The 15,430-nt window shown below is 58.3% G+C and carries 11 protein-coding genes and 3 pseudogenes; 10 read left to right on the top strand and 4 right to left on the bottom strand.

The window, feature by feature from the left end; genetic code table 11:
• Positions 1–307 precede the first annotated feature (307 nt).
• Positions 308–1,939 carry a tetratricopeptide repeat protein gene (locus ASD12_RS21665; protein ID WP_056590795.1) on the top strand — a complete coding sequence of 544 codons (1,632 nt, stop codon included), beginning with the start codon at positions 308–310 and terminating at the stop codon, positions 1,937–1,939.
• 581 nt (positions 1,940–2,520) lie between these two features.
• Here ASD12_RS21665 and ASD12_RS21655 read toward each other — a convergent pair.
• Positions 2,521–2,733, bottom strand: coding sequence for a hypothetical protein (locus ASD12_RS21655; RefSeq protein WP_244482935.1), 213 nt, complete (start codon positions 2,731–2,733; stop codon positions 2,521–2,523).
• A 460-nt stretch (positions 2,734–3,193) separates the two neighbouring features.
• Between ASD12_RS21655 and ASD12_RS21650 the strand changes: the two genes are divergently transcribed.
• A complete protein-coding gene (locus ASD12_RS21650; RefSeq protein WP_056570525.1) occupies positions 3,194–3,415 on the top strand; it encodes a DUF768 domain-containing protein in 222 nt (73 codons plus the stop codon).
• Positions 3,416–4,037: 622 nt separating this feature from the next.
• Here ASD12_RS21650 and ASD12_RS21645 read toward each other — a convergent pair.
• Positions 4,038–4,286, bottom strand: coding sequence for a DUF982 domain-containing protein (locus ASD12_RS21645; protein WP_162252271.1), 249 nt, complete (start codon positions 4,284–4,286; stop codon positions 4,038–4,040).
• Positions 4,287–4,584: 298 nt separating this feature from the next.
• Here ASD12_RS21645 and ASD12_RS34280 point away from each other — a divergent pair.
• Positions 4,585–4,763, top strand: a pseudogene (locus tag ASD12_RS34280) (DUF3072 domain-containing protein).
• Between the two features lie 105 nt (positions 4,764–4,868).
• Here the strand turns inward: ASD12_RS34280 and ASD12_RS21640 are convergent.
• The gene (locus tag ASD12_RS21640; protein WP_082525597.1) at positions 4,869–5,282 is read right to left on the bottom strand and encodes an aminotransferase class IV; all 414 of its coding nucleotides are present in this window, start codon (positions 5,280–5,282) and stop codon (positions 4,869–4,871) included.
• Between ASD12_RS21640 and ASD12_RS34275 the strand changes: the two genes are divergently transcribed.
• Entirely contained in the window at positions 5,252–5,773 is a 522-nt protein-coding gene (locus ASD12_RS34275; RefSeq protein WP_156394410.1) for a hypothetical protein, read from the top strand. The two genes, ASD12_RS21640 and ASD12_RS34275, sit on opposite strands and share 31 nt — an antisense overlap.
• A gap of 53 nt (positions 5,774–5,826) precedes the next feature.
• Here the strand turns inward: ASD12_RS34275 and ASD12_RS21625 are convergent, their stop codons facing one another.
• Positions 5,827–7,227, bottom strand: coding sequence for a helix-turn-helix transcriptional regulator (locus ASD12_RS21625; RefSeq protein WP_056570515.1), 1,401 nt, complete (start codon positions 7,225–7,227; stop codon positions 5,827–5,829).
• A 448-nt stretch (positions 7,228–7,675) separates the two neighbouring features.
• Between ASD12_RS21625 and ASD12_RS21620 the strand changes: the two genes are divergently transcribed.
• From ASD12_RS21620 to ASD12_RS21595, 6 genes and pseudogenes are all read left to right on the top strand, one after another.
• Positions 7,676–9,268, top strand: coding sequence for an isocitrate lyase (locus tag ASD12_RS21620; protein WP_056590790.1), 1,593 nt, complete (start codon positions 7,676–7,678; stop codon positions 9,266–9,268).
• Positions 9,269–9,424: 156 nt separating this feature from the next.
• A pseudogene (locus ASD12_RS21615) lies at positions 9,425–10,129 on the top strand (citrate/2-methylcitrate synthase); the annotation flags it as partial.
• Position 10,130: 1 nt separating this feature from the next.
• On the top strand, positions 10,131–10,809 hold a 679-nt coding region (locus ASD12_RS21610), incomplete at its 5' end, for a citrate/2-methylcitrate synthase (protein WP_280139593.1).
• Positions 10,810–10,906: 97 nt separating this feature from the next.
• Positions 10,907–11,767, top strand: a complete 861-nt coding sequence (locus ASD12_RS21605) for a 3-hydroxybutyryl-CoA dehydrogenase (RefSeq protein ID WP_280139594.1) — start codon at positions 10,907–10,909, stop codon at positions 11,765–11,767.
• Positions 11,768–11,891: 124 nt separating this feature from the next.
• Positions 11,892–12,339, top strand: a pseudogene (locus ASD12_RS21600) (transposase); the annotation flags it as partial.
• Between the two features lie 313 nt (positions 12,340–12,652).
• Positions 12,653–15,406 carry a phosphoenolpyruvate carboxylase gene (locus ASD12_RS21595; protein ID WP_244482934.1) on the top strand — a complete coding sequence of 918 codons (2,754 nt, stop codon included), beginning with the start codon at positions 12,653–12,655 and terminating at the stop codon, positions 15,404–15,406.
• Positions 15,407–15,430: the final 24 nt, after the last annotated feature.

The following is a 15,430-nucleotide window of genomic DNA, read 5'->3' as shown; positions in this document are numbered from 1 at the left end:
TTCACTTTCCCCTTACGGAAGAGGACCTTCCGCTTCCGGCCTCGCCGCACTCAGCTTCATCTCGTTTCCGATTCTCGGAGCACCGAATGAACAGGTCAAGAATGCTCGCTGACGTCGTCCGTCGAGGGGACATCGTTTTCGGCCCGGTACGAAATCGGAGTCGGAGCTGGGAAAGGCGAACGATATCGCGGCTGTTGAGGAAGATGGCACGGTGAGATCAAGCGGTCAGCCTTCTGTCGAACTCCCTTCCTTCGCGGGTTTGCTGTAGTCTGGCCGGTAGTCGCCGTCAGCCGCGGAGTTGAATACGATGACGTATTTTGATTTAGGCACTTTCTCACGACGGCTGGAGAACACGTCTTCCGAGGCGCAGATATGGTTTGACCGGGGACTGATCTGGCAATACGGATTCAACCATGAAGAGGCCATTGCCTGTTACGAGCGCGTGCTCGAACTGGCGCCTTCAAACGTCATGGCGCGATGGGGAATCGCCCACTGTCTAGGCCCAAACTACAACAAGCTATGGGAATCCTTTGGACAAGCAGAGCGCAATGCCGCGTTAACGCGGGCGCATGTATTGCTGTCGGTAGCGCGCGATCTTTCCGCAATCCAAGTCGAGCGCGCGTTACTTGATGCGCTGACGTCGCGGTTCCCTACCGATCCTGAGATTAAGGATTACGGGCCTTGGAATGACGATTTCGCTACAGCGATGCGCCGAGTATACGAGACGTTCCCTGACGATCTGGACGTGATCGCAATCTTTGTCGAGGCACTGATCAACCGCACGCCTTGGGCGCTGTGGGATACTCGGACTGGGCAGCCTGCTGCTGGCTCATCGGCGGAAGAAGCGCGCGCGGCATTGGACTGCGCCTTCACGACCCAGCCAGCAGCCTGGGAACATCCGGGGTTGTTGCATTTCTACATTCATCTCATGGAGATGTCGCCGACGCCTGAAAAATTCTTGCCGCATGGAGATCGGCTGGTGCGCCTCGTACCGGACTCTGGGCATCTTGTGCATATGGCGACGCACATCGACGTGCTTTGCGGCGACTACCACAAAGTCGTGGCGCGCAACCGGCAAGCGGCTCAGGTGGATCGCTTATATTTCACTCATGCAGGCGGTAAGAACTTTTACACGGTCTACCGGATCCACAATCTTCACTTTCAAATCTACGGGGCCATGTTCCTTGGTCGTCCGTCGGATGCCTTCGAGGCCGCTACGGCATTGGCGGAAAACCTGCCAGAGCCGGTGGTGCGTTACATGCCAGAGATGTTCGAAGCCTTCGCGCCGATGAAGTTGCACGTATTTATCCGGTTTGGCCGCTGGTCCTGCATTCTGAAAGAGACCTTCCCCGAGGATGCGGAGCTATACTCCTTCAGCACCGTCTTGTTGCATTATGCCCGGACCGTGGCTCTGTCCAACCTCGGTAGAATTCCCCAGGCAGAGGAAAGCGCTAGCCTTTTCGCGGCAGCGCGCGATGCAGTGCAACCCGAGCGCATGCTTTTCAACAACCCCTGCGCCGATATCCTGAAGGTTGCCGAAGCGATGATGCTGGGGGAGTTGCACTACAAATCCGGCCGCGTCCATGAAGGTCTGAACCTCCTGCGACTTGCGGTCGATCTCGACGACAATTTACTTTATGACGAGCCATGGGGTTGGATGCAGCCGACGCGACACGCACTTGGCACATTGCTGATGGATGCCGAACAATATGCTGAAGCTGAGGCTGTCTATCGCGCCGACCTTGGACTTGATGCGACGTTGCCGCGGCCTTGCCAACACCCACGCAATGTCTGGAGCCTTCACGGCCTGCTTGAATGCCTCAGCAGACGTGGTGAAGCGGTAGAAATCAGCCATGTCCGACAGCAGTTGGATCATGCGCTGGCGCATGTAGAGGTGCCGATCATAGCATCATGTGCCTGTCGGAGCGCACCGCGATGAATGCCAAGAGCCCTCTCGCCACGGTGTCGGTATGCCCCCGCCGGGATGCTCGTCGCAAGTGCGGCGCCAAACCATAATGATTTCACCGGCAAGTCCCCTCTTATCCCTGGGCGGCCCGATCGAGGTGCATAGGACAGCGATCTTGTGCCGGGCCGGCGCAGGACCAGCGGAAGCGCCAACAGCCTATGCTTAGCTTCTGACAACAACGATGCGAAGCGTGGCCGAACCTCGTATCGAGTCTCGTGCACGTCTGGCCATTTTGTACCGGCGTCGCGATCTGACTACTTCTTCCGCCTGTTCGCGCGACATCTCCCCCGCGCGGCCGAACGGCTTCTGTTCTGGCATTCGATTGTCGTTGGAACTTTGTTTGACCGCCATGTCCGTCTCCGTTCGGAGCCGAACTTGGATTTGCCGGAACTGTTCCATGCAGCACCCACTGGTGGTGAGTGTGTTTTCAATTGAGAACGGCCTTATCGCGTGACTCAGATGCCCGAGGTCAAATCCGCCGCACTGCATCTAGTTTTGCATCAGAAACGCTATCTAGAACCCGGTGATAGAGCACGTCGAGCAGGTGGCTGTATTCAGTCAATCTTGCCGGGCCGACCGGCCTTGGATTCCTCCAAGTCCAACTGGGCGCGACTGGCATGAAGCAATGCTGCGATCAAATCTTCGTCGGCTGACTTTTTGCCGGTGTATAGACGCACCAGCTCGCGGGCCTGGACCTTCCAATCGGAAGCCGGATTATCCCTGACGGCTGACGTAAGAGCCTTGGAGAGTATGTCAAAATCGAACAACGAAATACTCGGTCGGCTTCCTTTCACGGCCAAATCCATCCTGTTGATCTGCGGCGTTCGCGACACTCGAAAGGTGGACAATGACGAGCATCGGCATCACCCAAAATAGGTCCATTCCTTCACGTGCTCAATTTTCGGAAGCTCTCGGTGACCGGTCATAGGACGCAGCGGCGCAGCGTAAATACCGCAGGGCAGCACCACCGCAATAACAAAGGTTAAGCGATAGGCGCAAAGCCGACTAGCTGCGGTCCAGCTTACCTCTCCGGCGCCCTGTCGTTCGCCGAAGGCGTCAAATTAGCGGAACCTAATCTCCCGGCGTTGCTTGTCTCGATATGAACGATCATGCCGAGAAGCTGGTACCCGGTCCTGCACCAAAGTGGGAGAACCGGAAGGGAATTTTGATCTCGGCCGCAGTCGTTGTGCTTGCGTTCTGTGCTCTTGGCGGCTGGTGGTTCTTTAGATGAGCACATGCCGCATGAACTTTCTGCACAAATGGATTGCTAACGACATCCCGGAGACAGCGCCTCCCGATGCGGTCTCAATCGGAGAACTCACCCATAAGCTCTTGGCCGACGCCAAAGCAGTCGGCATCAAGAGGATAGAGCTGGATGAGGATGTGGATAGCCTTTACCGCATCTTCGTCGAAGCCATCGCTCACTTCGACGCCGGAATCCCAGAGTAGGTCCGCCGAGCTACGGTCTCATTCAAACAGCCGATGCATCCGCTCGCGGGATTTTTATCAAATGGCGATGCCGCTCGAACAACACGAGCTTGTCTGGGTAGCCGAGACGAATCTTAGCATTGCACGTCTCGCAGCGAAACATGGATATTACCTTGAACCATGACCCTCGCCTTACAATAGGATGGGAGCATTTGGGACAGTCGAAGACAAGCTCCGCATCCTCCAACTCGTTAGGTATGGGCATTGCTAGAACCTTTTGGGAAGTCTCGATCCATTTGGCAAACCGCGTTCGGGACAAGCCCGTGTCCGTCCCATGCAGAACGCGTCAACGCGAACACACTACCGCCCATCCCTCTTGAGGTTAGGGTCCGCCCGCAATGCGAACTGACGAGCGAACCCTAAGCGACGCAGAAAGGGACGTGGCTGCGCCTGCGCACCCAACATCGATCTCCCGAGACAGTTCCTTACCGGAAGCCAAGCTCAGACCAATGCGTTTTGGCGGCGAGACTTAGGTCCGGCCCGTGAACCCAGCCACGTTTGTATCTGGCTAGGTCTTCAGCGAGCTACCCATCCGGTATTGCTGCCCGCAGGTGTCGGCGGGGTGGCGGGCTAATCAGTCTTTTCATGAGCAGCTCGGAAGCTGCCCCTCCTCGATAGCAGCGAGCCTGAAGCACCTCCGCGCCTCTTGAGCCGTCGCCTCACCGGCCATAGCAGCCATGCAGGCGCTGACAGCTTGGTTCCACTTACGGCCACGCTTCGCCCACTTCACCAGATACTCGGAAGCGGCCTCCACGCTGTTGACGTTGTAGGTCATGCCGGGTCGCTCGCCGATGACGGGAACCGGAGGCTTGAACCAGTGGGTTGCCATCATACGTCCCTCCCTCGCGACAATCGACGCTTGAGATCTTCGGCATTCAGTATGGCCTACCAGATCCTCGGCGTATTCGTGATCCAAGTATTCAGCCGGTGCCAGCTCCTGGCTGACGCGCCCCCAGTCACACGATCCCCTCGCTCAGACATTTATCTCCTAAATTAGGCTCATGGTGCAACTGAGATACAACTTAAGGCAAGACCTAGACGGGAGCTGCTCGGAGTTCGACGTGTTTACCGGACCGCCAGCCGATGCATGGGGGCAAACGCGTTCTGCCGTTCTGCGTATGGAGAACGAAATGCAAGCTTCGGCCCGAGAAAAAAGCGATAACATCAACAAGGATCCTGACGAATGGACGACTGGTGACGAGCCAATGACTCCGTTGCAGCTTCCTACCTAAAAACATTGAGTGAGCAGGCGCGCGACGACAAAAGTAACGCCGAAGATCTCAGCAAAGCAGATGCCCCCACGCGATAGCTAGTGCTCGGACCGTGGGGCGCTCGGTGACTCGCTCACGACCTGGGGAAGGTAAGCCAGGCTTGGAAACGTGGGCGACGAGTGGAACAAATGCACGATTACGTGTCAGGCGGATCGGCGTTCTGGCGTGTCTTCTGCTCGGCGACTGAAACTTGCAGCGAAGTCTTCGTCGGCAGACTTTGCTTCATCGATCGTGAATTTACGCTCTCCCAGCGTAAATTCGGTGGCCGTTATCAAACGTGTCAAGGATGCTCGTGTGATTCCATGCAGCACGTCGTTCGAAAGCGGGTGGCTTGCGATGGTTCTGCCTGTGACGATGTAGGCGTTGGCGGCAGTCGACTCCGCGACATATTCCTCCGTTCCCAGCCAGGCATCGTCCTTGCCTGCACTGATCGCTTCCATAGGCGCGAGGGATGGGTAAAGAAGCTGGACCGTCTTGATGTCGCGACGCGCCCAGCGAAGGTCCGGAACGGATTTTACCTTTAGCCATGCCTGGCAATCGGCGCGTCGGCAAGACAGGGCTTACTCTGCGTGAACATGACGATGCTCGGAGGCGTGGCCTGGGGATCCGGAAAGACAAAATCGCGGTCGCCGGGATTGGCGCGCGTGACCTGCGTATAGACACCACCATCGACGATCCGATTTTTGCCAACGAGTTCGCGATGCAGATCGAGCAGAAGATTGTCGAGAAACGGATCGGGCATTTTTTAGTTCAGCGAGAGAGCGGCTCAGTCTCCCATCGTGGGGGTAGCTCCAAGGCGACCGCCTCCGGGCTTGGACGGAGGCTGACAGATGGGGTCCGATCAGCTTTTCGGCGCGATGCCCTTCGATCTGGCAAGCGCATCGAAAACATCGTTGCTTGGCACGCCTCACGCTGCTTCTGCGACGCTCGAACGACAAGCGAGGCTGCGCTGGACAATCTGTTCCGCGCTCTTCGAACCGAAGCGCAGGCTGTTTGGCTGGACGAGCACATCGACGCAATGCAGTTCCCTGCGCACCGCCGCCCTTGACGAGCACCTCGCGGTCAGGATTTCGATAGGCGGCGGGGGCTAAGTCTGGGCTTTCAGTCAGAGAAGCCAAAAGGAGCTTCGGCACGTCTGAAGGCATCAGCCAATATGCTACGCCCGATTGGCGGTTCTGAGCGAGACAAGCATGTAGCCCGATGACAAAGGCGACAGGATATGCCGATTGGAGTGTACACGGGAGCGATATTGCGGTCATAGTAAACCATTCGCTCGGAATGGCGTGCTTCGCACACCAAAGCCACCGCACGCGTCACTCGGGCGGACGCATAAGCTCCTCCGCCCGAACTCACCGTTCTTGCGATCGAAAAGAAGCGCTGACCGTCAGGCAACTCCAGCCATTGGGTCACGACAGTTCTTGGTGAAGTGAATACCTGATGCAAGCTCCACAAAGGGCATCCGCCTCCGTGCCGCGCAAATGGGAAATTGGCGCTATCTAGCCTCTTCGAAACGTTTCCGGCGTTATCGACGCGGATGAAGAAGAATGGTATGCGCTCTTGGCCGGGCTTTTGCAGTGTAGTGAGGCGATGAGCTGTCTGCTCGAAGCTTGTGTTGAACTGCCGGGAGATGGCTTCGACATCGTATCGCTTGCTTTCGGCTGCCTTTGCAAACTGCGCATAGGGCATAGAAACCGCGGCACCAAAGTACCCAGCTAACGCGCGATGAGCGAGGTGGCGGGCGTCCTCGCAAACGAGGTTTGCGCCCTCAACAGTCTTCTGAATTTCGTCGTTGACCTCCAGGTAAGCAAGCTGTTGGGCTAACTGAAAATTCTGGCTAGCTACATCGAGTCCGTCATCGAGCAGGATTTCTCTCCGGTGCCGATCGAGGCGCCGAACCGACCCCATCATGACGTCGTGCGGCAAGCGTCGCACACTCAACCCATGTCGATGCTTTAGAAACGCTACCAGTCCACCGGCATGGCTGACTTCCAGAGCCTTTGTCTCAGCAGCTGAGTCTAGCTGAGGAAAGCAGTTTCGGTGTGCTGCCAAGAACGCCCTAACAGAAGCAACTGGATCCGTTCGGCCGTCCACGCTGCCTCGGCTGCCTGCTAGCTGCTGCAGGTCCGCGAGAGCAAATTGTTCGCTCCCGTAAGCCGTGTACAGGCGGAGCATCGCATCCGCAAAACCCGGAAAGTTACTCAAGAGATCAGCGATCTCGACCGGCGAGATTTCAATATCGGCGAATATGGGATCCTTCATTGTGGCTTTTAGCCGATCCACCAAGCTCGGATCCTTGTCCTCCATTAAGGTCGAGAGCTCTATCGTATAGGTCTTTGCCAGACGAATCAGCACCTCCGCAGTGACCGGTCGCTGATTTCTTTCCATGAGAGCAATGTACGATGACGATATTCCTATTTCGGTGGCCATATTTGCCTGCGTCAGGCCGAGGTCTTTGCGAAGCCGCCGTAACCGGGGGCCAAGGTATACGCCGGGTTTTTGCATCCTTAAGTTACAACATCACAAGTGGTTTTTGTAAAGTTGTTTCCACTAACATGACATCCTTGGCTGGGTCTTCGATGTTATGGGCCATGCGCTGCTCTCCGGCGTCTGAAGGTTGGGACCAAAGAGCCGTACCCCGCGACGCATCACGAAGTTGAGAGTGGTGGCGAAGCGCCCGGCAATTTGGGGTGGCCGAGGCTGCCGAGAGCGTCGGGGCGAGTCTGCCGGCTTGGCCGCAATGACGATGAAGCCATTTCCACCGCATCCATAATGCGCCCACGGCCGGTAACGCCTACCCCGAACGCCGCTTAGCTGGGACATATTACAAACATTACATAGTTACCAACAACCGCTGTAAAGTCTTACAGCATGACAAGAACGGACCTCTACAGAGCCCCCAATCCGAGCTAGCCTAGACAATGAAATCTTCATTGAAGGGCTTGCACGAACGATGTCGTACCTGAACACTCTCGAAGAAGCAGTCAGCGTAATTCGGGCCAATGCCAATTGGCGAGGCATATCAGAGGAAGCAGTCGCACGCATGCGGCTGCAGAACAGGTTTCGGACCGGCCTCGATGTAGCCAAGTACACCGCTGCTATCATGCGACAAGACATGGCCGCCTATGACCAAGATTCCGGCAAGTACACCCAATCTCTTGGTTGCTGGCATGGATTCATCGGGCAACAAAAGCTCATATCAATAAAGAAGCATTTCGGGTCAACCGATCGCCGCTATCTCTATTTGTCAGGCTGGATGGTCGCGGCGCTTCGTTCCGAGTTCGGGCCGCTGCCCGACCAGTCGATGCACGAGAAGACCAGCGTTCCTGCGTTAGTCGAGGAGCTCTATACATTCCTGCGCCAAGCCGATGCTCGCGAGCTTGGCATGATCTTCAGAGAAATCGACAAGGCAAGAGAGCGCGGCGATGCAGCACACGAGCGCTGGCTGTTGGACTCAGTCGACAACTACCAAACCCACATCGTGCCCATCATTGCTGACATCGATGCTGGGTTTGGTAACGCGGAGGCCACCTATCTGCTGGCCAAGAAAATGATCGAAGCCGGGGCGTGTGCGCTCCAGATTGAGAACCAGGTATCCGACGAAAAGCAGTGCGGCCATCAGGACGGCAAGGTCACGGTTCCGCACGAGGATTTCGTCGCCAAGATCCGCGCTTGTCGGTATGCCTTCCTTGAACTTGGGGTAGACAATGGAATTATCGTCGCGCGCACCGACTCACTAGGCGCCGGTCTCACCAAGCAGATCGCGTTCAGTGCCGAGGAGGGCGACATCGGTGACCTCTACAACTCCTTCCTCGATTGCGAAGAAGTTGCCAATCGCGAGCTTTCAAACGGAGACGTCCTAATTGCCCGAGGCTCGAAGATCCTCCGGCCAAAGCGACTCCGTTCCAACCTCTTCCGGTTCCGGGAAGGCACCGGTGCGGACAGGTGTGTCTTGGACTGCGTCACTGCCCTACAGAACGGCGCGGATCTTCTTTGGATCGAAACCGAAAAGCCGCACATCCAGCAGATCGCAAGCATGGTAGACCGCATTCGCCAGGTTATTCCCAACGCGAAGCTGGTCTACAACAACTCACCATCTTTCAACTGGACGCTGAACTTTCGGCAGCAGGTTTTCGACGCTTGGCTCTCACAAGACAAGGATGTTGCCAGCTATGATCGCACGAAGCTGATGAGCGCAGATTACGACAGCTCGGAGCTCGCGCTCGAAGCTGACGAAAAGATCCGCACTTTCCAACGCGACTCGGCCGCCAGTGCGGGCATTTTCCATCATCTGATCACCTTGCCGACCTACCACACAGCCGCGCTGTCGACCGACAATCTCGCCAAGGAATATTTCGGCGAACAGGGGATGTTGGGATACGTGGCCAACGTGCAGCGCCGCCAAATTCGTCAAGGAATTGCCTGCGTCAAACACCAGAACATGGCCGGCTCCGATTTGGGCGATGACCACAAGGAGTATTTCGCTGGTGAGGCGGCGCTGACGGCGGGCGGCATTCAAAACACCATGAATCAGTTCGTCGCGTGATTGCTTGAGAGCTAGTCGTTTAGGTGGGCGCTTCAGCTAGGTCTCACCTAAGCCTTTCTCGTGCAACGCCATTATAAGCCTGGCTTCGGTGTCATGCGATCCGACCGTCCTCCGATTGAGAGTGCGACAATGGACTTGGGAATTACAGTCTTGGAGATGGGCGGGCGCCAGTGCGTACTCGACGTCCACCCGGGCACGATGGGTCCCCACGCGATAGACATAGGTAAGCTGTTTGATCAAACAGGCGCCTTCACCTACGATCCCGGCTTCACCTCGACGGCAAGCTGCGATTCGACGATCACCTTCATCGACGGCGATGACGGCATTCTCTTGCATCGCGGCTATCCGATCGACCAGTTGGCCGAACATGGCGACTTCCTCGAAGTCTGCTATCTCCTGCTCTACGGCGAATTGCCGACCAAGGCGCAGAAGGACGATTTCGATTACCGTATGACGCGCCACACCATGGTGCACGAGCAGATGTCGCGCTTCTTCACCGGCTTCCGCCGCGACGCGCACCCGATGGCGGTGATGTGCGGCGTGGTCGGCGCGCTGTCGGCCTTCTACCATGACTCCACCGACATCTCCGACCCCTACCAGCGCATGGTTGCCTCCATGCGGCTGATCGCCAAGATGCCGACGATCGCGGCGATGGCCTATAAATACCATATCGGCCAGCCCTTCATTTACCCGAAGAACGAGCTCAATTTCGCCGCCAACTTCCTGCATATGTGCTTTGCCGTGCCGTGCGAGGAGTACAAGATCAACCCGGTGCTGGCGCGCGCCATGGAGCGCATCTTCATCCTGCACGCCGATCACGAGCAGAACGCCTCGACCTCGACCGTTCGTCTCGCCGGCTCTNGTACAAGATCAACCCGGTGCTGGCGCGCGCCATGGAGCGCATCTTCATCCTGCACGCCGATCACGAGCAGAACGCCTCGACCTCGACCGTTCGTCTCGCCGGCTCGTCGGGCGCCAACCCGTTCGCGTGCATCGCCGCAGGCATCGCTTGCCTGTGGGGCCCGGCGCATGGCGGCGCCAATGAAGCGGCGCTCAACATGCTGGGCGAGATCGGCCATGTCGATCACATCCCGGAATTCATCGCCCGCGCCAAGGACAAGAACGACCAGTTCCGGCTGATGGGCTTTGGCCATCGCGTCTACAAGAACTACGATCCGCGCGCCAAGATCATGCAGAAGACCGCGCACGAGGTTCTGGGCGAACTCGGCATCAAGGACGATCCGCTGCTCGACATCGCCATGGGGCTGGAAAAGATCGCCCTCACCGATCCCTATTTCATCGAGAAGAAACTCTACCCGAATGTCGACTTCTATTCCGGCTCCGGCATCACGCTGAAGGCGCTGGGCTTCCCCACCACCATGTTCACCGTGCTGTTCGCGGTCGCCCGTACCGTCGGCTGGATCGCGCAGTGGAAAGAAATGATCGAGGACCCGCACCAGAAGATCGGCCGTCCACGGCAGCTCTATACCGGGCCCAGAAGGCGCGAGTATGTTGCTATGCCGGACCGCGTAGCAACCTAGGAGCTTGGGTCTTGTCATGGCGAAACACGACGACTGGTTCTTGAAGGAACACCTGGACCCGCTCGGAACAAGATGGGATGGCAGCAATGACAAAAAGATTGGCATAATCGGTGCGGGTCAAATGGGGGCCGGTATCGCCCACGTATCGGCGCTGGCGGGTTACAAGGTGCTGGTTTACGATATATCGCCTGACCGGATCGAGAAAGGCATCGCCACCATCAGCGGCAACATGGCCCGCCAGGTGGGCTCCGGCAAACTTGATGAGAAGCTGCGCAACCAGGCGATGGCACGCATTGCCGCCGCGCTGGCGATGGCCGATCTGGCCGGCGCCGATCTGGTGATCGAAGCGGCGACCGAGGACGAGACGGTCAAGCGCAAGATCTACGCCCAGCTTTGTCCGCAGCTCAATCCCGAAGCCATCCTGGCGACCAACACCTCGTCGATCTCGATCACCCGGCTTGCCGCGCAGACCGACCGGCCGGAGCGCTTCATTGGCATACATTTCATGAACCCGGTTCCCGTGATGAAGCTGGTCGAGCTGGTGCGCGGCATCGCCACCGAGGACCAGACCTTCGAGACGGCCAAGGCCTATGTGAAGCAGCTCGACAAGACGATCACCGTCTCCGAGGACGTTCCGGCCTTCATAGTTAACCGCATCCTGCTGCCGATGATCAACGAAGCGATCTACACGCTCTATGAGGGCGTCGGCACCGTCGATGCGATCGACACCGCCATAAAGCTCGGCGCCAACCACCCGATGGGGCCACTGCAGCTTGCCGACTTCATCGGCCTCGACATCTGCGTGTCGATCATGCAGGTGCTGCATGAGGGCCTACCGGATTCCAAATACCGCCCCTGTCCGCTGCTAGTGAAGTATGTCGAGGCCGGCTGGCTCGGCCGCAAGACCGGCCGCGGCTTCTACGACTACCGTGGCGAGCATCCGGTTCCGACGCGCTGAACTGTTTTGATTCACGGCTCCAGGAGCCAAAATCCCATAGGCCGGTTGAGTTGGCACTGCAATCTGAGTTTGCTCGGCTATCATGTGGATCGCGTTTGAGAAACACTGATCAATCATCTTAGCACGTTGCCGGGTTCATTTTATGCGCAACGTGCTGGCGCATGCCGGCAAGAGCGGGCGCCGGGTCCACGGCCTCGCTATCGTGTTTGCCCAGGAGACGGCCGAGGCCGCAAGCGTGCAATGGCGCGCCGTTTCTCATCAGATCCGGCCGAAGGTACCGAAGCTCGCCGCCATCATGGATGAAGCCGAACACGATGTGCTCGCCTACGTGACCTTTCCGAAGGAGACAAGCTTCAATCCATCAATCGAGCGGCTCAACGGCGAGATTGAGCGGAGGACCGCGGTCGTCGGCATCATCCCCAATGACGATGCGTTTGTCCGCCTCGTCAGCGCCTTGCTGCTCGGACAGAATGATGAACGGGCCGTGCCACGAGCGCGCTACATGACCCTTGAGATCATTAGTCAGATGAGCTGATGATCTACTCATCAGCCGGCCAGCCGTGGCGCGCTAATCATCCCGGCCCATGCCGGAGAGCACGGGGATGAAGGGTCAGCTACGATCCTTCCTTGCGCAAGGTCTGGCCGTGGAACCGCGCTCTTTCCCAACCGGGAGCGATCTTCGCGGTCACTAATTGATCAGTGCTTACGCTACCCGAATGAATGCCGAATCTACCCGTTCGGGCGTTCCTCACAGGCAAAAAATGTTGCTTAAAGGTGTCACATGCAGCGTGCACTGGATGCGCAATGCACCGGTACAACAATTTTATTCTTACTAGGAATATCAGCAGACTCTTAGGTATTTCAGGAGGCCGCGAAGGCACGAAGATGATCACGCTCCTGGAACACACACACCGCTCTTACGATGAACAGGGTGGCGCCTTGGAGGAAAGCCGGCCAATTGGTTTCCGCGAGGATGCGAGAAGCCTCCTGTTTCGCCTGTTGCTGTCCGTCGTCAATGAGCGCGAGCCCGACATAGCGGAGGTGCTCAACGGGCTGGTCGATCTCGACACGCTTCCCAAAGAGCGGCGCATTGCCGCTTTGCAGGCTAGCGGGATCTGGTTTCAGCTGCTGGCCATTGCCAACGAACTCAACGCAATGCGCTCACGCCGCGAGCTTGAGCAGGCCGGCGGCTCCGACGAGGTCGTCGGATCGTTTTCCAATGTCATCGGCCAGATAGCCGCGAGCGGCTATTCGCCAGAAGCGGTGCAGGAGGTGCTGGACAGTCTTTGCGTTGGCCCGACCATGACGGCGCATCCCACCGAGGCCAAACGCGTCACGGTGCTCGAAATCCACCGCCGCATCTACCGCAAGCTGACCGAGCTGGAACAGCAAAGATGGGCGCCGCGCGAGCGCGAGTTGCTGATCCGCGATCTCAAGAGCGAGATCGAGATCTTGTGGATGACCGGCGAGCTGCGGCTAGAACGGCCGTCCGTCGAGCGCGAGATCGCCTGGGGGCTGCATTTCTTCCGTGAGGTCATCTTCGAGGCGACGCCACAGCTTTACGAGACGCTCGACGGCGCTTTGCGGCGTCACTATCCGCATTATGATCTCAAGGCGCCGCCGTTCATGCGCTACGGTTCGTGGATCGGCGGCGACCGCGACGGCAATCCCTATGTGACGGCGAAGATTACTGCATTTGCCCTGTCTGAATGCCGCAATGCCGCGATCGAGTGGTATCAGGGACAGGTCCGGCGTCTGGTCACGGTGCTGAGCGCGAGCTCGAACGTTGTCGACATCCCAGAGGTCTTTGGGCCGGCGCTGGCGGTCGCGCTTGAAAAGAGCGGCGAGGGGCAAGAGATCGCGGCGAGGAATTCCGACGAGCCGCTTCGGCAGTTCGCCGCCGCCATGCTGCGCCGGCTAGAGGCGCTGCGCGGTCAGGGGAGCGGCGTTGCCTACCCGAACGAAGAGTCCTTCAGGAAGGATCTACTTTCACTGTCGAACGTGCTCGATCGGATCGGCGGCAGCCTGATCGCCAAGCGGTTCGTTCAGCCGCTGCTGCGGCAGCTCGACAGCTTTGGCTTTCGCACCGTGTCGCTCGATATCCGACAGAACTCGACGGTGGTGAACCGGGTCCTGGCCGAACTGTTTGCCGCGGTCGCCCTAGCACAATCGACGGCACCCCGCCCGGGAACCCCGCAATGGTCGGCGCGCATCCGCGAAGGCCTTCATGCCGGCGAGCGGCTCGAGATAAAGCGTAACCAGCTTACCGAGGAGGCCCGCGAGCTCCTCGATCTGTTCGACGTCATTCGCGATGCCGCGGTGGGCACCGGCAGCACGTCGATTGGCGCCTTCATCCTGTCGATGACGCAGTCGCCCGAGGACATCCTGGCCGTCTATCTCGTCGCCCAGTATTGCGGTCTGGCAACCGCGCTCGACGGCTCGGGCACGATCAGGCTCAAAGTCGTGCCGCTTTTCGAAACGATCGGGGACTTGCGGGCCGCTCCCGAGATTATGGACCAGTTGCTCGGCACGTCGATCGTTCGCCGCTCGATACGCGATTTTGGTAACCGCCAAGAAATCATGCTCGGCTATTCGGATTCCAACAAGGATGGCGGATTCCTCGCCTCCAACTGGGAACTTAGCAAGGCGCAGAAGCGGCTCACTCGGACCGGCCAGAAAAACAAGATCAAGATCAGCTTTTTCCATGGTCGCGGTGGATCGGTCAGCCGTGGCGGCGCGCCGACCGGCAGGGCGATCGCAGCACAGCCGGCGCAAACGGTCGGTGGCGTCATGCGCGTGACCGAGCAGGGCGAGGTGGTGTCATCGAAATTCGCCAATCGCGGGACGGGCCTCTATCAACTTGAGATATTGGCGGCGAGCGTGCTTGCCCATAGCGTCAAGTCGGCCGACGAGGCCGAACTGAAGGACAATCCGGAGTTCGAAGAGGCGCTCGAAGCACTGACCGGCATGTCGCAGGCGTCTTACGCCAGCCTCATCAACGAGCCCGGCTTCATCGATTATTTCAACCAGGCAAGCCCGGTCGAGGAACTTGCACTGCTGAAAATCGGATCGCGCCCGCCGCGCCGGTTCGGCGCCAGCAGCATCGCCGATCTTCGCGCCATCCCATGGGTCTTCGCCTGGAGCCAGAACCGCCATCTGCTGACCGGATGGTATGGGATTGGCAGCGCACTCAATTCCTTTGTCACAGTGCGCGGTGACCATGGCGTGGACCTGCTGAAGCAGATGTTTGAGCGCTCGCGCTTCTTCCGCCTCATCGTCGACGAGGTCGATAAGACGCTTTACCAGGCCGACATGGAGATCGGTCGCCTCTACGCTGGGCTTGTCAGCGAGCCAGAAACCGGCGAGCGCATCCACAGGAAGATTGCCTCCGAGTATGAGCTGACGCGTCGGATGATTGGGGAGATCACCGGACGAGTCGATCTGTCGACCCGCTTCCCGGCGTTCAAGCGTCACTTCGACCGCATTCGTCCGCAGATGGACGACATCCACCGGCTTCAGGTCAAACTGCTGCACGAGGTCCGAACACATAATGCTTCAACACCAAGTCCGAAGCGGGCAATCAATGCGCTTCTGCTGTCGATCAATTGCATATCCGCCGGCCTTGGATGGACCGGCTAGAAACTAGGGACGGCGCTGTCGCGC

Source organism: Mesorhizobium sp. Root102 (genome assembly GCF_001425625.1).
In the GTDB taxonomy this organism is placed as follows: domain Bacteria; phylum Pseudomonadota; class Alphaproteobacteria; order Rhizobiales; family Rhizobiaceae; genus Mesorhizobium.
Note: the sequence above shows the minus strand (reverse complement) of the source record. Positions and strands in the feature narration are given on the sequence as shown.